At 64.2% G+C, this 23,725-nt stretch carries 21 protein-coding genes; 11 read left to right on the top strand and 10 right to left on the bottom strand.

Annotation, left to right across the window (positions count from 1 at the left end; translation table 11 throughout):
* Nucleotides 1–4: 4 nt before the first annotated feature.
* From CX676_RS01975 to CX676_RS01960, 4 genes are all read right to left on the bottom strand, one after another.
* Nucleotides 5–1,297 carry an adenylosuccinate synthase gene (locus tag CX676_RS01975; RefSeq protein ID WP_101751118.1) on the bottom strand — a complete coding sequence of 431 codons (1,293 nt, stop codon included), beginning with the start codon at nucleotides 1,295–1,297 and terminating at the stop codon, nucleotides 5–7.
* Between the two features lie 95 nt (nucleotides 1,298–1,392).
* Nucleotides 1,393–1,755: a cell division protein ZapA gene (locus CX676_RS01970; protein ID WP_101751117.1), complete on the bottom strand. Its 363-nt coding sequence runs from the start codon at nucleotides 1,753–1,755 to the stop codon at nucleotides 1,393–1,395.
* Nucleotides 1,756–2,418 (bottom strand): hypothetical protein, encoded by a 663-nt coding sequence (locus CX676_RS01965; RefSeq protein WP_198590259.1) that lies wholly within the window; start codon nucleotides 2,416–2,418, stop codon nucleotides 1,756–1,758.
* Between the two features lie 118 nt (nucleotides 2,419–2,536).
* On the bottom strand, nucleotides 2,537–4,234 hold the full coding sequence (locus CX676_RS01960; protein ID WP_101751116.1) for a BCCT family transporter: 1,698 nt from the start codon (nucleotides 4,232–4,234) through the stop codon (nucleotides 2,537–2,539).
* Nucleotides 4,235–4,448: 214 nt separating this feature from the next.
* Between CX676_RS01960 and CX676_RS01955 the strand changes: the two genes are divergently transcribed.
* Genes CX676_RS01955 through hisH form a run of 4 tightly spaced genes read left to right on the top strand, consistent with a single transcriptional unit; the run spans nucleotide 4,449 to nucleotide 7,736 of the window.
* Complete coding sequence (locus CX676_RS01955) at nucleotides 4,449–5,105, top strand: potassium channel family protein (RefSeq protein ID WP_101751115.1); 657 nt, start codon at nucleotides 4,449–4,451, stop codon at nucleotides 5,103–5,105.
* Entirely contained in the window at nucleotides 5,102–6,457 is a 1,356-nt protein-coding gene (locus tag CX676_RS01950; RefSeq protein ID WP_232816558.1) for a TrkH family potassium uptake protein, read from the top strand. Before CX676_RS01955 ends, CX676_RS01950 begins: the two co-directional genes overlap by 4 nt.
* A 47-nt stretch (nucleotides 6,458–6,504) precedes the next feature.
* Nucleotides 6,505–7,092 (top strand): imidazoleglycerol-phosphate dehydratase HisB, encoded by a 588-nt coding sequence (hisB, locus tag CX676_RS01945; protein ID WP_101751114.1) that lies wholly within the window; start codon nucleotides 6,505–6,507, stop codon nucleotides 7,090–7,092.
* Nucleotides 7,092–7,736 carry an imidazole glycerol phosphate synthase subunit HisH gene (gene hisH / locus CX676_RS01940; protein ID WP_101751113.1) on the top strand — a complete coding sequence of 215 codons (645 nt, stop codon included), beginning with the start codon at nucleotides 7,092–7,094 and terminating at the stop codon, nucleotides 7,734–7,736. Before hisB ends, hisH begins: the two co-directional genes overlap by 1 nt.
* Before the next feature lie 92 nt (nucleotides 7,737–7,828).
* On the opposite strand, the gene CX676_RS01935 is transcribed toward hisH, so the two are convergent.
* The 6 genes from CX676_RS01935 to CX676_RS23195 form a co-directional block, all read right to left on the bottom strand.
* A complete protein-coding gene (locus CX676_RS01935) occupies nucleotides 7,829–9,604 on the bottom strand; it encodes an ATP-dependent nuclease (RefSeq protein ID WP_101751112.1) in 1,776 nt (591 codons plus the stop codon).
* A 227-nt stretch (nucleotides 9,605–9,831) separates the two neighbouring features.
* Complete coding sequence (locus CX676_RS01930) at nucleotides 9,832–11,361, bottom strand: Ppx/GppA family phosphatase (protein ID WP_101751111.1); 1,530 nt, start codon at nucleotides 11,359–11,361, stop codon at nucleotides 9,832–9,834.
* 75 nt (nucleotides 11,362–11,436) lie between these two features.
* Nucleotides 11,437–13,602 carry an RNA degradosome polyphosphate kinase gene (locus CX676_RS01925; protein WP_101751110.1) on the bottom strand — a complete coding sequence of 722 codons (2,166 nt, stop codon included), beginning with the start codon at nucleotides 13,600–13,602 and terminating at the stop codon, nucleotides 11,437–11,439.
* A gap of 36 nt (nucleotides 13,603–13,638) precedes the next feature.
* The gene (locus CX676_RS01920) at nucleotides 13,639–14,328 is read right to left on the bottom strand and encodes a P-loop NTPase family protein (protein WP_101751109.1); all 690 of its coding nucleotides are present in this window, start codon (nucleotides 14,326–14,328) and stop codon (nucleotides 13,639–13,641) included.
* A gap of 3 nt (nucleotides 14,329–14,331) precedes the next feature.
* Nucleotides 14,332–15,504, bottom strand: a complete 1,173-nt coding sequence (locus CX676_RS01915; protein ID WP_101751108.1) for an AI-2E family transporter — start codon at nucleotides 15,502–15,504, stop codon at nucleotides 14,332–14,334.
* Nucleotides 15,505–15,566: 62 nt separating this feature from the next.
* A complete protein-coding gene (locus CX676_RS23195; RefSeq protein WP_101751107.1) occupies nucleotides 15,567–17,276 on the bottom strand; it encodes a pentapeptide repeat-containing protein in 1,710 nt (569 codons plus the stop codon).
* Nucleotides 17,277–17,377: 101 nt separating this feature from the next.
* Here CX676_RS23195 and proS point away from each other — a divergent pair, with 101 nt between their 5' ends.
* The 7 genes from proS (at nucleotide 17,378) to CX676_RS01875 (ending at nucleotide 23,721) form a co-directional block, all read left to right on the top strand.
* A complete protein-coding gene (gene proS / locus CX676_RS01905; protein ID WP_101751106.1) occupies nucleotides 17,378–18,733 on the top strand; it encodes a proline--tRNA ligase in 1,356 nt (451 codons plus the stop codon).
* Nucleotides 18,730–19,218 (top strand): DUF2937 family protein, encoded by a 489-nt coding sequence (locus CX676_RS01900; RefSeq protein ID WP_101751105.1) that lies wholly within the window; start codon nucleotides 18,730–18,732, stop codon nucleotides 19,216–19,218. Before proS ends, CX676_RS01900 begins: the two co-directional genes overlap by 4 nt.
* Before the next feature lie 160 nt (nucleotides 19,219–19,378).
* Nucleotides 19,379–20,563 (top strand): ABC transporter substrate-binding protein, encoded by a 1,185-nt coding sequence (locus CX676_RS01895; protein ID WP_101751104.1) that lies wholly within the window; start codon nucleotides 19,379–19,381, stop codon nucleotides 20,561–20,563.
* 132 nt (nucleotides 20,564–20,695) lie between these two features.
* Nucleotides 20,696–21,478, top strand: coding sequence for an ABC transporter ATP-binding protein (locus tag CX676_RS01890; RefSeq protein ID WP_101754080.1), 783 nt, complete (start codon nucleotides 20,696–20,698; stop codon nucleotides 21,476–21,478).
* The gene (locus tag CX676_RS01885; protein ID WP_101751103.1) at nucleotides 21,475–22,314 is read left to right on the top strand and encodes an ABC transporter ATP-binding protein; all 840 of its coding nucleotides are present in this window, start codon (nucleotides 21,475–21,477) and stop codon (nucleotides 22,312–22,314) included. The genes CX676_RS01890 and CX676_RS01885 overlap by 4 nt, the downstream gene beginning before the upstream one ends.
* Before the next feature lies 1 nt (nucleotide 22,315).
* Nucleotides 22,316–22,714, top strand: coding sequence for a hypothetical protein (locus CX676_RS01880; protein ID WP_101751102.1), 399 nt, complete (start codon nucleotides 22,316–22,318; stop codon nucleotides 22,712–22,714).
* Nucleotides 22,714–23,721: a branched-chain amino acid ABC transporter permease gene (locus CX676_RS01875; RefSeq protein WP_101751101.1), complete on the top strand. Its 1,008-nt coding sequence runs from the start codon at nucleotides 22,714–22,716 to the stop codon at nucleotides 23,719–23,721. The genes CX676_RS01880 and CX676_RS01875 overlap by 1 nt, the downstream gene beginning before the upstream one ends.
* Nucleotides 23,722–23,725 lie beyond the last annotated feature (4 nt).

The raw sequence follows: 23,725 nt of genomic DNA, 5'->3' as shown, positions 1-23,725 counted from the left end.
GGGATCAATCCGCGAAGGGATCGGTCACAAGGATGGTGTCGTCGCGCTCGGGGCTGGTGGACAGCATGGCGACCGGGCACTGGATCAGCTCCTCGATCCGGCGCACATATTTGATCGCCTCGGCGGGCAGATCGGCCCAGCTGCGGGCCCCGGCGGTCGATTCCGACCAGCCCGGCATTTCCTCGTAGATCGGCGTCACCTTGGCCTGCACGGCGGCAGCGGTCGGCAGGTAATCGAAGCGCTCGCCGTCGATCTCGTAGCCGACGCAGATCTTCAGCGTCTCGAACCCGTCCAGCACGTCGAGCTTGGTCAGCGCGATGCCGTTGACGCCCGAGATGGCGCAGGTCTGGCGCACCAGCACCGCATCGAACCAGCCACAGCGGCGCTTGCGCCCGGTGACGGTGCCGAATTCGCGGCCCCGCTCACCCAGACGCTGGCCGTCCTCGTCGTTCAGCTCGGTCGGGAACGGCCCCTCGCCCACGCGGGTGGTATAGGCCTTGACGATGCCGAGGACGAAACCGATGGCGCCCGGCCCCATGCCGGTGCCGGTGGCGGCCTGACCGGCGATCACGTTCGAGGAGGTGACATAGGGATAGGTGCCGAAATCGATGTCGAGCAGCGACCCTTGCGCGCCTTCGAACAGAATGCGCTTGCCGGCGCGGCGCGCCTCGTTCAGCACCTTCCAGACCGGGGCGGCATATTTCAGGATCTCCGGGGCGATCTCGCGCAGGCTCGTCAGCACCGCCTCGCGGTCGATGGGCTCAAGACCCAGACCGGCGCGCAGCGCGTTATGGTGGACCAGCGCCCGGTCGACGCGCAGTTGCAGCGTGTCGTCATCGGCCAGGTCGGCGACGCGCACCACGCGGCGGCCAACCTTGTCCTCGTAGCAGGGGCCGATGCCCCGGCCGGTGGTGCCGATGCGGGCGACGCTGTTCTGGGCTTCGCGCGCCCGGTCAAGTTCACCGTGGAAGGGCATGATCAGCGGGGTGTTTTCCGCCACCATCAGGTTCTCGGGATTGATGTCCACGCCCTGTTCGCGGATGGCGGCGATCTCCTTGACCAGGTGCCAGGGGTCCAGCACCACGCCATTTCCGATGACACTCAGCTTGCCGCCGCGCACCACGCCCGAGGGCAGCGCGTTCAGCTTGTAGACCTCGCCGCCGATGACCAGCGTGTGACCGGCATTATGGCCGCCCTGAAACCGCGCGATCACATCGGCGCGTTCGCTCAGCCAGTCGACGATCTTGCCCTTGCCCTCGTCGCCCCATTGCGCGCCGACCACCACCACATTGGCCATCAGATGCCCCTTTCGGTCCGTTTTTACGGATGAGGCAATAGAGGATCGCGGCCGGGGATGAAAGCGGCGATTTCGACGCGCAGCCTAGCGGTGTGTCAATCGACCAGCCGGTCCTCGAGCTGTTCGGCCAGCGATTCCGCCCGCGCGGCCAATTCGGCCATGGCTTCTTTCAGGTCGGCGGGAATCACCGGCACCTCGACCTTGGCCGGGTTCGACTGCAGTCGCGCCAATTGCTTCTCGGCCTTCTCGGCCCGGTCTTCCAGCACCGAGAACTTGTCGGCCAGCATCAGCCCCGCCAGCAGCAGCAACCGCTGTTCCGGCATCCGCCCGGCCTGTTCCAGGATCACCTGCGCCTCGGCATCCAGAAGTGCGGCGGCCCGGCGCAGCAGCTTTTCCTCGCCCGGCTGGCTGCCAAGGCGATAGTCCTTGTGTCCGATGGAGAAATCGACTTCGGCCATTTACCTGCCCCTGCTTTCTGCGTCGTCCAGATCGTCGTCCTCGGCCAGCTCGTCCCCGTCCTCGCCATAGACGGCATCGAAACCGGGATCGCGCTCGCGGGTCAGCTCGGGCACCCCGCCTTCGTCGCCGAAGCTGACGATATCGGCGGCGCGCGCGGCAGCGGCGGGGCTGGCGACATCGGCGGCGAAGGGGGCATCCGAGGCGGCGGAATCCGACAGCATCCGCTGCAGCTCGGCCATGATCTCGGCGATCTGGGCGATCTCGGCGGCGCGGGCGGCGCGCAGCGCCTCGATCTCGGCCTCCAGCGCCACGGCCACGGCCTCGACCCCGTCGGTCTCGCCGGCCATCGCCTCGATCAGCCCGCGATTGGCGGCGACCAGTTCCTCGTTGGCTTGCGACAGCCGCGCGGCATGGTCGGCCAGGTCGACCAGCCGGCCATCGCCCTGCCCGTCGAGATCGGCCGGCGATTGCGGCGGCTGGCGCATCGCCTCGAGCGCGGCTTGCAGGCGGTCATTATCGGCCAGCGCCTGGTCCAGCCGGGCCTGCAGCGCGGGGTCCGCGCCACCCTGGCCGGCCTGTCGCGGCGCGGCGGTTTCCAGAAGATAATCCATTCGGTCAAGCGCAGCAGCCAGACGGCGCTCGCTGGCCTTGATATCACTCATCACCTAAATCCTTGAGGCTGTCGCAGACAGGGCGTCATGCGACTTTCTGGCATCCCCGGGCACATAAAACAAGAACGGGCGGGGTTTCCCGCCCGTCCTTTTGGTCATTTCGACAGGTTCAGGCGATTTCGCGCCGTTCCGCCGCCAGTCCCTTGAAGATCGCCCAGACCGCGCCCAGAAGCACGATGGTGAAGGGCAAACCGGTCGAGACCGCCATCGCCTGCAGCGCCGTCAACCCGCCGCCCAGCAGAAGCGCGATGGCGACCAGACCCTCGAAACTGCACCAGAACACCCGCTGCGGCACTGGGGCGTTGATCTTGCCCCCGGCCGAGATGGTGTCGATCACCAGCGAACCGGAATCCGAGGAGGTGACGAAGAAGACGATCACCAGGATGATGCCGATGAAGCTGCTGATCTGCGACAGCGGCAGCTGTTCCAGCATCGAGAAAAGCTTCAGTTCCAGCGGCGCCTCGGTGATGCCGGCAAAGCCGCCAAGCGTCAGCGAGATGGCGGTGCCGCCAAGCGCGGTCATCCACAACACGCAGACCAGCGACGGTACGATCAGCACGGCGATCAGGAATTGCCGCACCGTCCGACCGCGCGAGACGCGGGCGATGAACATGCCGACAAAGGGTGACCAGCTGATCCACCAGGCCCAGTAGAAGGCGGTCCAGCCCTGGCGGAAATTGTCATCCGTGCGCCCGAAGGGGTTGGAGAGCGGAATGATGTCGACCGCATAGGCGCGCAGATTGCCGAAGAAGCCGGTCAGGATCGACCAGGTCGGTCCGACGGCGATGACGAAGACCAGCAGCAGGATCGCCAGCGCCATATTGGCCTCGGACAGAAGCTTCACCCCCTTCTCGACCCCGGCCACGACCGAGATGGTGGCGATCAGGGTAATGACCACGATCAGGATGATCTTGGTGGTGAGGCTGGCTTCGATGCCGAAGAGATGGCTCAGCCCCGCCGTCGCCTGTTCGGCCCCGAGGCCAAGCGAGGTGGCGAGCCCGAAGATCGTGGCAAAGACCGCGAGAATGTCGATGACATGACCGGGCCAGCCCCAGATGCGGTCGCCGAAGATCGGGTAGAAGACCGAGCGCATCGTCAGCGGCAGGCCCTTGTTATAGGAGAAAAGCGCCAGCGACAGCGCCAGCACCGCGTAGATCGCCCAGGGGTGCAGGCCCCAGTGGAAGATCGTGGCGGCCATGCCAAGGCGGCGCGCGCCAAGCTCGTCCCCGGTCGCGCCCGCAAGCGGTGCCCAATCGGTGCGCACCCCGTCCTCGACCACCGGCCCGGCCAGCGCGGCGTCGAAATGCCCCATCGGCTCGGCCACGCCATAGAACATCAGCCCGATGCCCATGCCGGCGGCAAACAGCATCGCGAACCAGCCCGACAGGCTGAAATCCGGTGTGGCCTCGGGACCACCCAGGCGGACGCTGCCATAGGGCGAGACGATCAGGATCAGGCAGGTCAGCACGAAGATGTTGCCCGCCGTCAGGAAGAACCAGTCGAGATTGCCGGTCAGCGCATCGCGCAAGCCGGTGAAGACCGGCTCGAGCGAGCTGGCGAACAGCATGGTCACCACGGTGAAGATCAGGATCGCACTCGCCGAAATGACAAAGACCGGGTTGTGGATGTCGTAGGGAATGCCACCGCGGTTCTGGATATTGTCCTGCCCGATCTCGTAATCGGTCTCGATGATTTCGGTTGCGCCCTCGGGCTCGGGGATCGCTTCGACCTCGGGGGGTGCAGTCTCTTGCCCCTCGGTGATGCGGTCATCCGCATCGTCGGGTCGTGGATCGGCGGGATTGTTCATTCCGTCCCTTTCCTTTGTTGGTTTTCATGGTCATCTGGCGGATTTCCGCCGGGGGCGAGAAACCTGCCACATCCTGTCCAGAATGGCCACCCACCCGCCCCGCGTGGCAGTTTTCGCGACGAATCCGGGGCCTGATGCGACCAATGCGCACCCCGTCTTGACCCTTCGCGGCGCCCCTGCGCAGTATCCGCCCACCGAAAAGGAGCCGGGACACATGAGTCGCGAGAACCGCAATTTCGTCGTCGTCGGACTTGGCAGCTTCGGCAGCGTGGTCGCGGCCGAACTGGCGCGCTTCGGCAACCGGGTCCTTGGCATCGACAATGACGAGCGGCGGGTGTCGGCCATGGCCGAAACCCTGTCGAGCGTGGTCATCCTGGATGCCACCGACGAGGGCGCGCTGCGCGAGGCGGGCGCCTATCAATACGATGTCGCGCTGGTCTCGATCGGCAACGATCTCGAGGCCAGCATCCTCGCGGCGATGAACCTGCGGCTGATCGGGGTCGAGACCATCTGGGCCAAGGCCGAGAACCGCACTCAGCACCGCATCCTGTCCAAGATCGGCGTCGACCGGGTGATTCTGCCGGCGCTGGAGATGGGCCGGCACACGGCGCAGATGCTGAACAACCCGGCGGTCCAAGATTATGTCGCGCTTGGCAATGGCTTCAGCGTGGTGAACCTGCTGATCCCGAAACGGCTGGCCGGCAAGGCCATCGGCGATCTGGCGATCGGCGAAGGCGTGCGGGTGCTGGGCGTCATGCGCGGCACCGAGTATTTCAGCGGTCAGGACGAGGGCTATCTGTTGAAAGAGGCCGACCGCATGTTGCTGCTGGGCAAGCGGCCCGAGCTGACGGCCTTCGGCGACCGGCTGTGACACGCTTCCCCCGCCTGACCCGGCGCGGCTTCCAGCGCTGGCTCAGCCGCACCCCGCCAACGGCGGTTCTGGCCACCGGCTACCTGGCGCTGATCCTGTTGGGCGGCTTCCTGCTGATGCTGCCCATTGCCACCACGCGACCGATCACGCTGCTGGACGCGCTGTTCACCTCGACCTCGGCGGTGACGGTGACCGGGCTTGGCGTCATCGATTCCGAGCTGACCCTGACCTTCTGGGGGCAGCTCATCGTCATGATGCTGATCCAGCTGGGCGGGCTGGGGCTGATGACCTTCGCCGTGCTGGTCTTTTCGGCGCTTGGCATGTCCATCGGCGTGGCCCAGAGCCATTACCTGCGCGAGGATCTGAAGCAGACCTCCTATGAAAGCCTGTCGCGGCTGACCTATACCATCCTGCGCATCGTGCTCTTGGCCGAGGTCGCGGGCGCAATGCTGCTGTGCCTGACCTTCGTGCCGAAATACGGGTTCGAGATGGGCCTCTGGCACGCCATCTTCCACTCGGTCTCGGCCTTCAACAATGCCGGCTTCTCGACCTTCTCGCCGGGGCTGGTCAACTATGCCACCGACCCGATCATCAATGTCGTGCTGCCGGCACTCTGGATCACCGGCGGCATCGGCTACCTGGTCACCTCCGAGATCGCCCGGCGCAAGTTCTGGCAGGGCTATACCTTGCACACCCGGCTGATGCTGGTGGGCACGGCGGTGCTGATCGTGCTGGGCGTCGGGCTGACGGCGGTGCTGGAATGGAACAACCCCGAGACGCTGGGGCAGTTCGACAGCTGGCTCGCCCGCATGACCGTGGCCTGGTTCCAGGGCGTCGTGCCGCGGACCGCCGGCTTCAACACCGTGCCCATCGGCGAGCTGCACGAGTCGACCTCGCTTCTTTACATGGCGCTGATGATCATCGGCGCCGGCCCGACCTCGACAGCGGGCGGGCTGAAGGTCACCACGATCATGGTGCTGTTCCTTGCCACGCTGGCCTTCTTTCGCAGGCGGACCCATGTCTGGGCCTTCGGGCGTTCGGTCGGGCTCGAGGAGGTGCTGAAGGTCATGGCGCTGATCGCGCTCTCCGCCGTGCTGATGTTCAGCGCGATCTTCGTCCTGATGATGACCGAGACGGCGGATTTCCTCGATATCAGCTTCGAGGTCGCCAGCGCCTTCGGCACCACCGGCCTCTCGCGCGGGGTCACACCCGAGCTAAGCGAGTTTGGCCGCATCGTCATCATGGTGGTGATGTTCCTCGGCCGGGTCGGGCCGCTGACGCTTGGGGTTTTCCTCGCGACCAGCGTGCCGTCTCGCGTGCGTTATCCGCAGGGACAACTGCATCTTGGCTGACCGCCCTGCCCGGCCTATAACCGCCGCGACAGTCGAAGGATCAGCCGATGCGCAGCGCCACCCTCACCCGCAACACCGCCGAAACCAAGATCGAGGTCAGCCTGAACCTCGACGGCAGCGGGGTCTATGACAACCAGACCGGGGTCGGCTTCTTCGACCACATGCTGGACCAGCTGTCGCGGCATTCGCTGATCGACCTGACCGTGCGGGCCGAGGGCGATCTGCATATCGACGATCACCACACGGTCGAGGATGTGGGCATCGCCATCGGTCAGGCGCTGATCCAGGCCCTTGGCGACAAGCGCGGCATCCGCCGCTATGGCTCGTTCCTTCTGGCGATGGATGACAGCCTCGTGCGGGCGGCACTGGACCTGTCGGCGCGGCCGTTTCTGGTCTGGAATGTCGATTTCCCGACCCAGAAGATCGGCACGTTCGACACCGAACTGGTGCGCGAGTTCTTCCAGGCGCTTTCGACCCATGGCGGCATCACCCTGCATGTCGACCGACTGCACGGGCTGAACAGCCACCACATCGCCGAGGCCGCGTTCAAGGCGGTGGCCCGCGCCCTGCGCGAGGCGGTCGAGCCCGATCCGCGCATGGCCGGCCTCCTGCCCTCGACCAAGGGGGCGCTCTGATGCGGGTGGCGCTGGTCGATTACGACAGCGGCAACCTGCATTCGGCGGAAAAGGCGTTCCAGCTGATGGGCCGCGAGGCCGGCGCCGAGGTGGTGGTCACCTCGGACCCCGAGGTCGTGGCCCGGGCCGACCGGATCGTCCTGCCGGGCGACGGCGCCTTTCCCGCCTGCCGGGCGGCGCTGGACGCGGTGGACGGCATGACCGAGGCGCTGCGGGACGCGGTGCTGGCGCGCGGGGTGCCCTTCATGGGCATCTGCGTCGGCATGCAGATGCTGGCCGATCTCGGCCATGAATACCGCCCGACCGAGGGTCTGGGCTGGATCGGCGGCGAGGTGGTGGCCATCGACGCGGCGGAAACCCGCGCCGCCGGCCTGAAAGTCCCGCATATGGGCTGGAACGACCTCGTCATCGACCACCCCCACCCGGTTCTGGAGGGCATCACCACCGGCGATCACGCCTATTTCGTCCATAGCTGGCAGTTCCGCGTGGCAAACCCCGCCGAGCGCCTGGCCCATGCGGGTTATGGCAGCGCGGTGACGGCGGTGGTCGGGCGGGACAATATCGTCGGGACGCAGTTCCACCCGGAGAAGTCGCAGGGGGTGGGGTTGAGGATGATCGGGAATTTTCTGGGGTGGAGGGTGTGAGGGGGGGAGATAATGGCATTTCGAGGCCTTAGTCGGTCGGCGAGTAAACACGCAGCTCGTTGACGTGTTAGGGTAGAAGAAGACGGCTTCATCTATTGCCTAAGCCATTGGAGCATCTGTTGAACACTCGCATAGTTTGGAAGGGCCTCTCGAAACCCATCGGATAAAAACTTGGACAGAAATGTGCTGTGTACAGACGGCGTTTTACCCTCCAAGCCAAGATGCGTTTCTATCGTTCCGTCCGTCCACACCCATATGCCTAGTTGCTTAAGATATTCGTGGACTGCGGCGACGTGCTCGCGAGCGTCTGGCTCTGCCGCCATTATCTCGTACGCTCTGGCGGCGGTGACCTCACCGTGCTTTTTAGGAAACCCGTCCTCAGCTAGGTCAATTTTACCCTCGCCCTGAAGTCGAGCTAAAATCGCCCGGCAGCCCAAGACGGCGACATTGTCATTCGCGATGAGTTCGTGCTGGATAGCTGGCCTAAAGGCGAAATCAAGATCGACGACCGCCTTGGTGGGGATTCCCATGGCCGATAGTACAGGAAGCGCTTTTGGTACATCGCTCGAACTACCGAGGGAAACCAATCCGAGTCTATCCTCCTCAAGCGAGCATTCGGCTTCAGATTGAAATAGGTCCGGAAGAAGCGTTTGCTCAGTTTTACCTTCAGCTAACACTACCTTTTCCGCGAACAGCAGCCGTGTCGAGTTCGAAAGAGCAAACAGTGTTGCCGACTGATGATCGGCATCCGCGATCGCATTCTGAACGGCATCGACCATCCTTGGAAAACATATTGTGCCTTGCTCCGGTGTGCGGCGGATCAACAAGGCGTTCGGCGCGATCGAGCGAGCTATCATGTTTGCGGAGTGGGTTGTAAAAACAACTTGATAACCCTCCGCTGAGAGCCGGCTCAGTGCGACCCGAACAACCTCGATTGCCTGTGGATGCAGGTATAGCTCGGGCTCATCGATAAGCAGAAGCGTAGTCCGAGCCTGATTTTCGGCAGCTTGTCTGCGTATTTTGGATAGGCACTTGATCAATGCTATCTGAACAGAACGTTGTGCGCCGTGACCAAAAGCGGAAGCATCGCGGCCTATTGCTCCGTCATTCTGCTGATCATAGATTTTGATCGTTGCACTTTTGAGAAAATCAGAAAATTCTGGTGTCTGTATATGAGTTTTTGCGATAACTCCAGGGAAAAACCGTTCGAGCTCCGCATGAATTTGATTATCCAAATTTACTAGCGACTCGTCCTTCTCATCGCCGTCGGCAGACAATCTCTTGGCGACCTGTGCTAGCGAATCTCTCACCGAATCGGAATTGCGCTGACTGACGGGTCCAACTATTTCCTTTATAAGCTTTCCAATTGTCGTGCCTGAAGCGAATTTTCCAACGTCTTCAGCTGCATTCTCCATAGCTCCAATGAAAATTGGTTCCGGAAATAGTTGAGAAATCGCCTGATCTATCCCTGCAGGGTTGGCATCCCAGATTTCTTCTTCATTTTCAATTCTTTTGATTTGCAGGCTGATCTGAGCGACTGGCAAATCTGGAGCATCCTGCTTTCGACGAAGGGATATAACCCCACCCAGCACGTACGGCTCAATTCGATTTCTGTGATTGGCTCCCAATGCGCCAAGGACATTCTCGTCTATGCCAGAAATCTCTGCCGTGACTACAACCGGAGATTCAGGACGACAAAAGTCAGATGCCTGTAGAGAGTATTTTTTTACTACCCATGACAGGGCTTGAAGAATATTCGTCTTACCAGCATTATTGTAGCCAACTAGCGGGGTAAAAGACTCAAGAGGAAGCTCTATTTCCTTGATAGATTTGAAATTACTAATATTGATCTTGAAAATTCGGTGCATTCCAACCCCACGATAGTGCGATAAACCGAATTTCGCCTATCAGTTGTAAGTTTGCAATCTTTAATTGTGTTGTAAGTGCAGAAACCTATCGAGAAACTAGGTCTCACATAGGAGATCGAGAGACAATTGTTTTTCCCTTCTCTAGCCGATGTGCGATCGACACCGGCGCCCCCAAAAAAGTTTGCATAGCTTGTCGAACATTCTATCTCGCAGCCCTTTGTGCCCCCTCACACCACCACCGCCTCCACCTCCATCGACTTACACAGCGACTCGAACCGCGACCGCGCCACTTCGCCGAACAGCGCCTGCCCCACCCGGGTCAGCTTCAGCTCCAGCGCCTTCGGCCGCAGGGTCAGCGTCCCCGCGCTGTTCGGGTCCTTGACCGAGAACATGGCGCCGAAGCGCATGGCCTTGCCGAGGATTTCAGCATCCTTGGTCTCGCGTTCGTTCAGCAGCGCGAAAAGCGGCGTCATCGGAGAATCCTCGCGGCTGTTCTTGTAGCGGTGCAGCAAGGCGAGGCCGAGGAAGATGCGCTCGGGGTGGGACAGCGCGGCCATGTTGGCGCGGGTGACGTTGTCGAAACAGGCCTCGGCGCGGTAATCGGGATGGGCGCGCCAGGTGGTGTCGTGCAAGAGACAGGCGGCGCGGATCAGCCGGTCGCGCTCGGGTGTCACGCCGGCGAAGAGCGGTTCGAGGAACTTGTAGAGCTTCTTGCCGAAACCGGGGGTGCGGGCCATCTGCCGCTCGGTGAAGCGGGCGGCCTCGATCAGCGGGTCGCGCTTGCGCAGGGTCTTGGACATGTGCTCGTAAAGCAGGCCCTCGCGGATGCCATAGCTGCTGACCGCCAGTTCCTTGGGCTTGAAGGTCAGGACCAGCTGGCGCAGCACCTGCGCGGCCAAGGGCACCAGTTCCATCCGCGCGGTGCCGATGCCCACCAGCTTGCGCAGATGCTCGATGTCGTTCTCCTCGATCCACTTCACGGTGTCCTGCACCGCCGCGGGACCCATGCGGTATTCGTGCAGAACGGTCATCGGGTATTGCGTGCGCTCGATATCCAGCCGCGCGATGGCCCGCCAGGAGCCCCCGACCAGGTAGATGCGGTCGTGATCGGTGCCGACTTGCGCCGCCAGCTCCTCCATCACCGCCTTGATATGGGCGCGCAGGCCATCCTTGCCGCCCTTGACCTGCTGCAGGCGGAAGGGGCCAAGCTGCGAGGTGGCGCGCTTGCCGACCTTGCCGTCCTTCAGCACCGCCAGTTCCATCGAGTTGCCGCCGATGTCGCAGACCAGCCCGCTGGCATCGGGCCAGCCCAGCAGCACGCCCTGCGCCGAGAGCCGCGCCTCTTCCTGGCCGTCGATGACCCAGAGCTTCAGCCCCAGTTCCTCCTCGACGCGCTTCTGGAAGGCCGGGCCATCCTCGGCATCGCGCACGGCGGCGGTGGCAACGCAGGTCAGGGGTTTGACGCCCATGCCCTCGGCCAAAGCGGCAAAGCGTTTCAGCGCCGAAAACCCGCGTTCCACGCCTTGGGGGTTCAGCTTGCCGGTGGCGGCCATGTCCTGCCCCAGGCCGGCCATGACCTTCTCGTTGTAGAAATAGGCCGGGCTGCGCGCCGCACCCTCGAACACCACCAGACGGATAGAGTTCGAGCCGACATCGACCACGCCCACACGGCTGAGTGCCCGGGCCGAATCATCGGTGAAGATCGAATCGCCCCAGGGCTCGATCTTCTTGCCAGCAGTCGTCAGAACCCCGTTCATCGCCTGTCTCCTTCTGGCCGTCCGGCCAAGCGCGCCGGGTTTGCCATGTGTAGATGACCCGTCATCCCGCCGGGGTCAATCCGACGAATGGGTCAGCGCCGGCACGTCGCGATGCCCCGCCGTGCCGCGACCCGACAATGATGGATTTGCCATGAAGAAACGATGACAGTTGAACAGGTCATCGCGCCCGGTCGGCAGGTAGCGGATATAGCGCCCGTCGGGCTGCAGGATCCAGCTTTGCGCCTCGTCGGCCATGTTCGCCGCCATGATCTGGCTGACGATCTGCGCCTTCACCGTCTCGTTCTTGCACTCGACCAGCGTTTCCACCCGGAAGGACAGGTTCCGCCCCATCCAGTCGGCCGAGGAAAAGAACACCCGCGCCTTTTCCGAGGGCAGGCCATGGCCATTACCGAAGCAGACGATGCGCGAATGTTCCAGGTAGCGACCGACGATGGATTTCACCCGGATATTCTCGGACAGGCCCTTGATGCCCGGGCGCACGCCGCAGATGCCGCGAATGACCAGGCTGATCTTCACCCCGGCCTGGCTGGCGGCATAAAGCGCCTCGATCACGTCCTTCTCGATCAGCGCGTTCATCTTGGCCCAGATCGCGGCGGGCCGGCCCTGGCGCGCCAGTTCCGCCTCGCGATTGATCATCGCCAGCAGGTCTTCCTTGAGGTCCACCGGGCTGATCGACAGGTTTTCCAGACCTTCGGGGCTGACATAGCCCGAGAGATAGTTGAACACCTTGATCGCATCGCGTCCCAGCGCCGGGTCACAGGTGAACAGCGACAGGTCGGTATAGATGCGGGCGGTAATCGGGTGGTAATTGCCGGTGCCGAAATGGGTATAGGTGACCAGCCGGTCGCCCTCGCGCCGCACCACGCTGCTGATCTTGGCATGGGTCTTGAGGTTCACGAAGCCATAGACGACATGCGCACCCGAGCGTTCCAGCCGCCGCGACTGGCGGATATTGGCGGCCTCGTCAAAGCGCGCCTTCAGTTCCACCAGCGCGGTCACCGACTTGCCCGATTCCGCCGCCTCGCACAGTGCCTCGACGATCGGGCTGTCGCGCGAGGTGCGATAGAGCGTCTGCTTGATCGCCAGCACATCGGGATCGCGCGCCGCCTGCGCCAGAAAGCGGATCACCATGTCGAAGGTTTCATAGGGGTGATGCAGCAGCATGTCCTTTTGCCGGATCGCCGCGAACATGTCGCCGTCATGGTCCTGCACCCGTTCCGGCACGCGCGGCGTGAAACCGGGCCACAGCAGCTCGCGGCGGTTGTCCAGCACCAGTTCCGACAGGTCGGCCATGCCCAGAAGGCCCTGCACCTCGACCATCTCGTCGGGATGGACCTCGAGTTCCTCCATGATCAGCGCCCGCATCCGCTCGGGTGCGCCGGCGGTGATCTTCAGCCGCACCACGCTGCCACGGCGGCGGCGCTTCAGCGCGGTCTCGAATTCGCGCACCAGGTCGTCGGCCTCTTCCTCGACCTCCAGATCGCTGTCCCTCAGCACGCGGAAGGCGCAATGGCCATTGTCGCGGTAGCCGGGAAACAGGCTCGCAAGGTTCATCAAGAGCAGGTCTTCCAGCCGCAGGAAACGCTCGGTCCCCGGCAGGCGGATGAAGCGCGCCAGCTGCGCCGGGATCGGCAAGAGCGCCTGCATCCGCCGGTCGTCGCGGTCGCGCACCAGCTCAAGCGCCAGCGAGAAGCCGGCATTGGGGATGAAGGGAAAGGGATGGGCCGGGTCGATGGCCAGTGGCGAGAGCACCGGGAAGACGCTGTCCTGAAAATAGCGGCTCAGATAGGTCATTTCCTCGGCGGTCACGTCCTCGCGCTCGAGGATGGTCAGCCCCTGCTCGGCCATGGCGCGGCGCAACCGGTTCCAGACCGCCTGCTGCGCACCCATCAGCCGGCGGGCATCGGCATTGATCAGCATCAGCTGTTCCGAGGGCGTCAGCCCGTCATCCGAGGGCACGCCATTGCCCTCGCGCACCAGTTCGCGCAGGCCGGCCACGCGGACGGTGTAGAACTCGTCAAGGTTGGTGGCGCTGATCGACAGGAAGCGCAGGCGCTCCAGCAGCGGCACGCGCTCGTTCCGGGCCTCGTCCAGCACCCGCCAATTGAAGCTGAGCCAGCTGAGTTCGCGGTTGAAAAAGCGCGCCGGCCCCTCGGGCGTACCGCCGGGAACTTCTTGTGCCGTGGGAAAGGGGTTACGAAGGAAATCGGCCTGGGTCATGTCTCGTCATGTGCTGGGCGGGCAGGAACGGCCGGATCATGCGTCGGCGGTGGCCAGCTTGTCCAGCAACTCCGAGGCGAGCCGCCGGCTGACCGGCTTCTGGTCCGACATCGCCGCCTGGTCCAGCGCCTCGACCAGCTTGCGGGCAAGGCCCAGGTCGCGATCCATGCGCAGGACCAGCCAGTCGATCACGGCGGACGGCACCGGCAATTGCCGGTCGGCGCAGAGCTTCACCAGCACGGCGGCCAGCAGCGTCTCGTCGGGCGCGTCGATGCGGATCTGCGGCATGGCGTCCATGCGACTGCGCAGGTCGGGCAAGCCCAGCCCCCAGTCGCGCGGCGGCGTGCGCGCGGTCAGAAGCAGCTTGCAGTCGCGCGCATGGCAGAGGTTCCACAGGTGGAACAGCGCCTGTTCGGCCTCGGGAAACCCGCCCACCCGATGCGCGTCCTCGACCACCAGCGCGCCGCCGTCAAAGGCCAGCGCATCGGTCATCTCGGGCAACAGCAGCCGGGCCGGAATGCGCTCGGCATCCTGTTCAACCGCCCAGAAGCTCGCCAGATGGGTCTTGCCCGCACCGGCCTCGCCGATCAGCAGCATCCGCCCCTGCGGCCAGGTTTCGGGTGCGTCCAGCGTGGCAAGCGCCAGCCGGTTTGCCCCGGCGACCAGGAAATCGCTGCGCGCATGGGCCGGATCGCCGGCGAGGTCAAAGGTCAGCTGCCGCGCCACGGATCAGGCGGTCTCGTCCCGACCGGCGGCAGCGGCATTCTCGACCCGGGCGATGTGACGCTCGGCCTCGACCGTGCCGCGCGGAACCAGTTCGACCAGCATCGGCTGCGCCGGCTCGGGCGGGGCGGCGCGGCCGGTATAGACGCTGCTTTCGCGATAGCGCTGGATCATGAAGCGGACGATGACGCCAAGCGCCGCGGCCAGCGGCACGGCCGCGACCAGCCCGACGAAGCCGAACAGCGCGCCGAAGACCGACAGGGCCAGAAGCAGCCAGACCGGGTGCAGCCCGATGCTGCCGCCGACGATCTTGGGCTGCAGGTAATTGCCCTCGACCACCTGCCCGATGATGAAGATCGCCGCCACCGCGCCGATCCACATCGGGTCACCCCAGAAGCTGAACAGCGCAACCCCAAGCGCCGTGCCGCCGCCCAGCACCGTGCCAACATAGGGGATGAAGGACAAAGCCGCCGCCATGATGCCGATGAAGAAGCCGAAGGGCAGCCCGACCACCGCCAGCATCACCGAATACCAGGCGCCGAGGATCAGCATCACCAGCCCCTGCCCGCGGATGAAGCCCGACAGCGCCTCGTCGATCTCGTGCGCCAGCTGGCGGATCGTCGGCGCATGTTCGCGCGGTAGCAGCGTGTCGATCTTGGCGACCATGTGGTCCCAATCAAGGAGCAGGTAGAAGGCCACGACCGGCACGATGACCAGAAGCGCGATGACGCTGATGACGCCCGCGACCGAGCCCATGACGGTCGACAACAGCTCGCCCGCCCGCTCGCCAATGGCCGAACCCATCTGCGACAGCGTCGAGGAGAGCGTGCTGCCCTCGGGGAAGAGGCTGGGGAATTGCGCGGTCAGGAAACGCTGCAGCCCCTCGACCATCTGCGGCCAGGTCTCGATCAGCGCCGTCGCCTGCCTCACGAGGACCGGCACGACCAAGAGGATCGCAATGACGAAGATCAGCACCGCGAAGCCGGTGATCACCACCACCGACATGGTCCGCGAGAGCCCCATCCGCTCCAGCCGGTCAGCCACCGGGTCCAGAAGATAGGCCACGCCCGCGCCAAGGATGAAGGGCAGAACCGCGCTGCCCAGAAGCCACATCACCAACAGCAGAATCGCCGCCGCGACGCCCCACCATTTCGCCTGTTTCTGAACCGGAATGCGCATGGATGGTCCCCTCTGGCCTTGAGGCTATGTGGCGGGTTGGGCGGGGGGATGCAAGGGTGTGGTCACCGACCACGAGGTCGAGGTGGGGTGTAGGTGGAGGGGTTGGCGCGCCAACGGCGGTATTCGGAGCTGGAGGTTTCGAAATCGAGTACCCAGTCGGGCCAATGCGCAGGAGGTGGCCGGAACTTCTCGGGCAAGATCACGCTGGCATCGCCAAAGAATGATCCGATTTGATCGGCGGTCAGATCGACGGCTGTTGTAAGATCGGCGGACCTGAGCGCTGCACCTCGAAGACTAGCAGTGTTCAGGTTCGCCCCTTCCAGCCGCGCGCCCAACAGGATTGCCCGTTCCAGCCGCGCCAGCGTCAGGTCCGCCCCTTCCAGCCGCGCGTCCCTCAGGTCTGCCCGTTCCAGCCGCGCCAGCGTCAGGTCCGCCCCTTCCAGCCGCGCGTCCCTCAGGTCCGCCCGTTCCAGCCGCGCCTGCGTCAGGTCCGCCCCTTCCAGCCGCGCGCCCCTAAGGTCCGCCCCTTCCAGCCGCGCGTCCCTCAGGTTCGCCCCTTCCAGCCGCGCGTCCCACAGGTTCGCCCCTTCCAGCCGCGCGTTCCTCAGGTTCGCCCCCTCCAGTCTCGCCCCCTCCAGTCTCGCATGCCGCAGATCAGCGTTAGACAAGTTCCGCTTCTGCAAAAGGCTCAAAGCATCGTCCCGCGCGCGGTTCCAATCAGCCTCATAGGATTGATCGAGCACCTCGAAATGGCTGATGCAAACAGCCAGATTGCCACGCTTCGCAGGTGAAAAAACCCTGTCGCACCAGATCTGTCTTTGGTGAAGCAAAAACTCCGGCTGGTCAGTGTCGGCAATCGGTCCGGGGCCACATTCCGATGTGGAGAAACCCTGCCCTGCGCACCATTTGGTGCGAAAACCTAGCTCTGCCCTGTCACGCGGCAGCCAATCCTCCGGCGTTTCGACGAGGACCGCACCATTCAATTCCGCTCTTGCCAGTAGTGTTGGCCAGAGCGTTTCACCATTTGGCCAAGGCCACATGTTCACCGAGCGCGCGAATCCTAGGATTGGAATCGAGACCAGACCGAGGCCCAGCAAAAAATCCGTCGCCAACGATCTCCGGCGTTGGACTTTGACCTGACCTACGCCACGCCGCAGCACCCACCAGCTTTCCACGCAAACGAGAATCGACAAGAACAGCGGCACTCCGCAGAAGATGATTGTCAGCAGACCATCGTGCTTTGGCATCGACCACCACCAGAAGGCGGTCAGAACAATCGGCGTCGCAAGGAAGATGAGGACCAAAACGACAAGATTCACCAGCCACTGAAGCGGATAGCGATATCCTCGCCGCCCCCGCACATACAGCGCGAAATCCACCACCACCCACGGACTCAGCATCTCGGCGGATGGCGCCCCCTCACTCGACAGCGCGCGCCACAACCGGAACAGGTAGAAATGCAGGTGTGCATAGAGCATCACCCCCAGAACCGGCGCGATGTAGAAAAACAACGACGTGGGGATCGTCACGCCGATCAACGGTAGCTCTGTTCGCCGTTCAGGAATGAAGAAATCCAGATCGACCACGCCGATCAGCGTCACGCCGACAAAGGCCAGATAGGACATCAGCAGGAACCAATTTGTCCGGCAGGTACGGATCAGCGCATCGATCCGGGCAATCTCGGCGGGATCAGACCGCCCTTCGCCATCACCGCCCGCGCGCGACCGGCGGCGTTTCGACAGGCGCATGTTGAGGGCGGGACCTCGTGACATGACCCCATCATGCCACCGAAACGCCGCCCTGTAATCCACCCATCTTGCCCCATCCCCGCCCGTGCCCTACACGGTGTCCAACCCTAGCTATGAGGCCACCCATGCGTCTGTCGCGCTATTTCCTGCCGGTCCTGAAAGAGGATCCCAAAGAAGCCCAGATCGTCAGCCATCGGCTGATGCTGCGCGCGGGGATGATCAAGCAGCAGACGGCGGGGATCTACTCCTGGCTGCCCCTGGGCTACAAGGTGCTGGACCGCATCCAGACCATCGTCCACGAGGAACAGCAGCGCGCGGGCCATATCCCGCTGTTGATGCCGACCCTTCAGCCGGCCGATCTCTGGCGCGAAAGCGGGCGCTATGACGATTATGGCGAGGAGATGCTGCGGATCAAGGATCGCCACAAGCGCGACCTGCTTTACGGTCCGACGAACGAGGAGATGATCACCGACATCTTCCGCAGCCATGTCAGCAGCTACAAGGACCTGCCGCTGACGCTTTATCACATCCAGTGGAAGTTCCGCGACGAGATCCGGCCGCGCTTCGGCGTGATGCGCGGGCGCGAGTTCCTGATGAAGGACGGCTACAATTTCGACCTGACCAAGGAGGACGCGCTGCACGCCTATAACCGGCACCTGGTCAGCTACCTGCGCAGCTATGAGCGCATGGGCCTGCAGGCCATCCCGATGCGCGCCGATGGCGGGCCGATCGGCGGCGACTATACCCATGAGTTCCTCGTGCTGGCCGAGACCGGCGAGTCGGAAGTTTTCTATGACAGCGAGATCACCGACCTGACCTTCGGCGACCGCGAGATCGATTACGACAGCGTCGAGCAGTGCCAGGCCGTGCTGGAGGAATTCACCAGCCGCTATGCCCGCACCGACGAGACCCATGACCAGGCGATCTTCGACAAGGTGCCCGAGGAACGCCGCCGCACCGCGCGCGGCATCGAGGTCGGGCAGATCTTCTATTTCGGCACCAAGTATTCCGAGCCGATGGGCGCCACGGTCGTCGGCCCCGATGGCGCGCGGGTGCCGGTGCATATGGGCAGCCACGGCATCGGCGTCAGCCGCCTGCTAGGGGCGATCATCGAGGCCAATCATGACGAGAAGGGCATCATCTGGCCCGAGGGCGTGACCCCCTTCCATGTCGGCATCGTGAACCTGAAGCAGGGCGATCCCTCGACCGACAGTGCCTGCGAGGCGCTGTATCGCGAGCTGAAGGCCAAGGGGCTCGATCCGCTTTACGACGACCGGGACGAGCGGGCGGGGGCGAAGTTTGCCACCATGGACCTGATCGGCCTGCCCTGGCGCATCACCGTCGGCCCGCGCGGGCTGGCCAATAACAAGGTCGAGCTGACCAACCGGCGCAGCGGCGAAAGCGAAGAGATCGCGGCGCAGGATGCCGTCGCCCGTCTGGACGAGATCTACCGGCCGGTGCTGGCGGCCGCGAAGCTGTGACCGGGTTCCTGCGGCTGCTGGTGGCGCTGCTCTGCGCCGCCGGCCTGTCGCAGTTCCCGGCCTTTTCCGACCAGTACGTCCAGCGGCTTGGCGGACAGGTCGATGCCCTGACTCGCGTCGCCGCCGAATTCGACGCAAGCGCGTCCCGCGCCGGCCTGACCCGCGAGGCGGCGCTGGCCGATCTCGGCGGCAGCGAATTTCGCGATCTGCATCAGGGCGATATGCGCCGGACCTTCGACAGGCTCGAGCACGCGGCGGCGGACCTCGCCATGCTGCGCCTCGCCGGCCCGCTGGAGCGGATGGCCTTGCCCCACCGGCTGCGCGACCGCGAAACCCTCGCCGCGACCTGGGGCGATTTCAGCCCCGCCGTACCGGTGACCTTCGCCGGGCTGGCCGCGGCGGGCATCGGCTTCCTCCTCGGCTGGATCGTCTTCACCCTCCTCGCCAGCCCCTTCCGCCGGCGCGAGCGGTTGGGTTGGCGCTGACCCGGCACGGGTGTCAGCCAACCGGCAACAGGCATTCCGCCCGGAATCATGTCGAACTGCCCGAATAGGCAGGTCCGACACTGAGATATGATGCTTTTCTTTTGGGAATGCGCCTTTTAACCTGCCGCGCAGGACATTGTTCCAACTGGGAGACAAGCATATGAAAAAACTACTTCTTGCCGCCGCCACCGGCGCATTGATGGCCGGTGCCGCAGGCGCTGAAGATGTCAAGATGGGCATTCTGCTGGGCTATACCGGCCCGCTGGAATCGCTCGCCGGCCCGATGGATGCCGGCGCGCAACTCGCCATGAAAGAGGTCAGCGACTCGGGCAAGCTGCTGGGTGGCTCGACCGTGACCGCCGTCACCGCCGACACCACCTGCATCGACGCTGCCGCTGCCACCGCCGCGGCCGAGCGTCTGGTGACCGCCGAAGGTGTGAAGGGCATCATGGGCGGCATGTGCTCGGGCGAAACCATCGCCACGCTGGAGAAGGTCGGGATGCCCAACGGCATCGTGATGATCTCGCCCTCGGCCACCTCGCCGGCACTGACCTCGATGGAGGATGGCGGGCTGTTCTTCCGCACCGCGCCCTCGGATGCGCGTCAGGGCGAAGTCATGGCCGACCTGCTGATCGCCAAGGACATCAAGACGGTCGCGGTGACCTATACCAACAACGACTATGGCAAGGGCCTGGCCGACAGCTTTGCCGCAGCCTACGAAGCCAAGGGCGGCAAGGTCACCATCAATGCCCCGCATGACGACGGCAAGGCCGACTATACCGCCGAAGTGGCGGCGCTGGCCGCTGCCGGTGGCGATGCGCTGGTCGTGGCCGGCTATGTCGACCAGGGCGGCTCGGGCGTGACCCGCGCGGCGCTGGACACCGGCGCCTTCTCGACCTTCGTCTTCCCCGACGGCATGGTCGGCACCGCGCTGGAGACCAATTTCGGCGGCGAAACCGAGGGTTCGATCGGCATCAACCCGGCCTCCGAAGGCGATGGCCGCACCAAGTTCAACGAGATGGCCACCGCAGCCGGCTTCGACCCGACCTCGCCCTATGCCGGCGAGGCCTATGACGCGGCGGCACTGATGCTGCTGGCGATGGAAGCGGCGAAATCGACCGATCCGTCCGTCTACAAGGACAAGATCACCGAGATCGCCAACGCGCCGGGCGAGAAGATCCTGCCGGGTGAACTGGCCAAGGGTCTGGAACTGCTCGCCGCAGGCACCGACATCGACTATGATGGGGCCAGCTCGGTCGAGCTGATCGGCAACGGCGAAAGCGGCGGCAGCTTCCGCGAAACCGTCATGAAGGACGGCAAGCTGGACGTTGTCGGCTATCACTGACCGACAGGCGAACTGATCGAAGGGCCCGGTGCGGATGCGCCGGGCCTGATCGCACCTAGGGACTGCCAAAAGAACGGGGCCGAAACCGGCCATGCCCGCCAATGGATGCGGGCGACCAGGGGGGAAGACGAGATGATCCGGGTCGAGGATCTGCACAAGCATTTCGGTGGTTTCCGCGCCGTGGACGGCGCCAGCCTGGTGATCGAGGAAGGCTCGATCACCGGCTTGATCGGCCCGAACGGGGCCGGAAAATCAACCTTGTTCAACGTGATCGCCGGGGTTCTTAAACCGACCTCCGGGCGCGTGTTCATGGGCAAGGAGGATATTTCCGGCCTGCCCCCGCACGAGCTGTTCCACAAGGGCCTGCTGAGGACCTTCCAGCTGGCGCATGAGTTTTCGTCGATGACCGTGCGCGAGAACCTGATGATGGTGCCCGGCGGCCAGACCGGCGAGACCATCGTCAACACCTGGTTCCGCCGGGGCAAGATCGAGCAGGAAGAGGCCGCCTTGCGCAAGAAGGCCGACGAGGTGCTGGACTTCCTGACCATCCGCCACCTGACCCATGAAAAAGCCGGCAACCTGTCGGGCGGGCAGAAGAAGCTTCTGGAACTGGGCCGGACCATGATGGTCGATGCCAATATCGTCTTCCTGGACGAGGTCGGCGCCGGGGTGAACCGCACGCTGCTGGGCACCATTGCCGACGCCATCCTGCGGCTGAACAAGGAACGCGGCTATACCTTCTGCGTCATCGAGCATGACATGGATTTCATCGGCAAGATCTGCAACCCGGTCATCGTCATGGCCGAGGGCAAGGTCCTGGCCCAGGGCTCGGCGGCGGATATCATGCAGAACGAGGCCGTCATCGAGGCCTATCTGGGCCGCGGCCTGAAGAACAAGGAGATGATCGGCGCATGAGTGGCAATGACGCAGATCAGGCCTTCGGCACGCGCGGCAACCGCGATGCCTCGATCGTCAACCCCAAGGGCCGGGGCACCGTTGACGGCACCCGCAAGTCCGGAGCCACCAGCCCGGCGGGCGAGAGCCTGCCCTTCCTCATCGGCGAGAACATGACCGGCGGCTATGGCCGTGGTCCCGATATCCTGCACGACTGCACCATTGCCGTCGACCAGGGCCAGATCGCGGTGATCGTCGGCCCGAACGGCGCAGGCAAGTCGACCGCGATGAAGGCGATCTTCGGGATGCTGGACCTGCGCCAGGGCCGGGTCTGCCTCAACGGGCAGGACATCACCGCGCTGAACCCGCAGGACCGGGTCAAGGCCGGCATGGGCTTCGTGCCGCAGGTGAACAACATCTTCCCCTCGATGACCGTCGAGGAGAACCTGGAAATGGGCGCCTTCATCCGCAATGACGACATCCGCGAGACGATGGAACAGGTCTATGAACTGTTCCCCGCCGTCGCCGCCAAGCGCAAGCAGGCGGCGGGCGAATTGTCGGGCGGCCAGCGCCAGCAGGTCGCGGTCAGCCGCGCGCTGATGACCCGCCCCAGCGTCTTGATGCTGGACGAACCGACCGCAGGCGTCTCGCCCATCGTCATGGACGAGCTGTTCGACCGCATCATCGCCATCGCCCGTGGCGGGTTGCCGGTGCTGATGGTGGAACAGAACGCCCAGCAGGCGATGATGATCGCCGACAAGGCCTATGTGCTGGTGCAGGGCGCCAATGCCCATACCGGCACCGGCAAGGAGCTGATGGCCAATGACGAGGTGCGCCGCACCTTCCTGGGAGGCTGAGATGAAGCCCTCCCTCACCGCCCTCACCGCCCTCACCCTTCTCACCGTTCTTGCACCCGCCGCCGCTTCGGCTGCCGCCTCGGGCATCACCTGCCGCTTCAGCATGGAATGCCTCGACGACGATTGCGCCCCCACCCGCTACGAGGCCGATCTGGAGCTGACGCCCATGGCCATCGATGCCGGGGTGGCCAAGCTGGTCGCCACCTTCGAGGATGACTCGGAAACCATCAAGCTGGCCGGCATGGACCAGAACGGATTGCAGCGCCTCTACAATCTGGACAGCGCGGCGGGCGCGCGGCTGCTGACCGTCTGGCCCGACGGCGTCGCGCGCTATACCACCCATATCGCCGATCCGGCATCAAGCATCACCTATGTCGGCCGCTGCGAGGAACCCCGGTAATGGATATCCTGAACGCCCTCGTGGCCTTTCTGAACTTCGTCTTCATCCCCGCCGCCGCCTATGGCGCGCAGCTGGCGCTTGGCGCGCTGGGGGTCACGCTGATCTACGGCATCCTGCGCTTCTCGAACTTCGCCCATGGCGATACCATGGCCTTCGGCACCGCCGTCGTGGTCATCGCCACCTGGGGGTTGCAGGCCATGGGCATCTCGCTGGGGCCGCTGCCCACGGCGCTGCTGGCCCTGCCCGTCGGCATCGCCGCCACCGCGCTGCTGGTGCTGGCGACCGACCGCGTGGTCTATCGCTTCTACCGGGTGAAACGCGCCGCGCCGATCATCCTGGTCATGGCCTCGGTGGGCGTGATGTTCGTGATGAACGGACTGACCCGCCTGTTGATCGGCGTCGATGAATACCGCTTTGACGATGGAGCGCGCTTCGTCATCGACGTGCGCAGCTTCCGCGAATGGTCGGGACTGCAGGAGGGTCTTGCGCTGAAGACCACGCAGGTGCTGACCGTGGTGGTCGCGCTGCTGGTCTGCTGGGCGCTGTTCCGCTTCCTCAACAAGACCAAGTCGGGCAAGGCCATGCGCGCCTATTCCGACAACGAGGACCTGGCGCTGCTTTCGGGCATCGACCCGGAAAAGGTCGTCCGCCTGACCTGGATCATCGCCGCCGGGCTGATGACCATAGCCGGCACGCTTTACGGTCTCGACAAGTCTTTCAAGGCCTTCAACTACTTCCAGATCCTGCTGCCGATCTTCGCCGCCGCCATCGTCGGTGGCCTCGGCAACCCGCTTGGCGCCATCGCCGGCGGCTTCGTGGTGGCCTTTTCCGAGGTCGCCGTGACCTATCCTTGGGTCAAGGTCGCGGGCTACCTGTTCCCCGGATGGGAGCCCGGAAGCCTGCTGCAACTGCTGTCGACCGAGTACAAGTTCGCCGTCAGCTTCGTCATCCTGATCGTCGTCCTGCTGTTCAAGCCCACCGGGCTGTTCCGCGGCAAATCCGTGTAAGGGG

The sequence above is a fragment of the Paracoccus zhejiangensis genome (assembly GCF_002847445.1).
GTDB lineage: Bacteria > Pseudomonadota > Alphaproteobacteria > Rhodobacterales > Rhodobacteraceae > Paracoccus > Paracoccus zhejiangensis.
The sequence above is the reverse complement of the archived record's forward strand: the minus strand, read 5'-3'. Positions and strand labels throughout refer to the sequence as shown.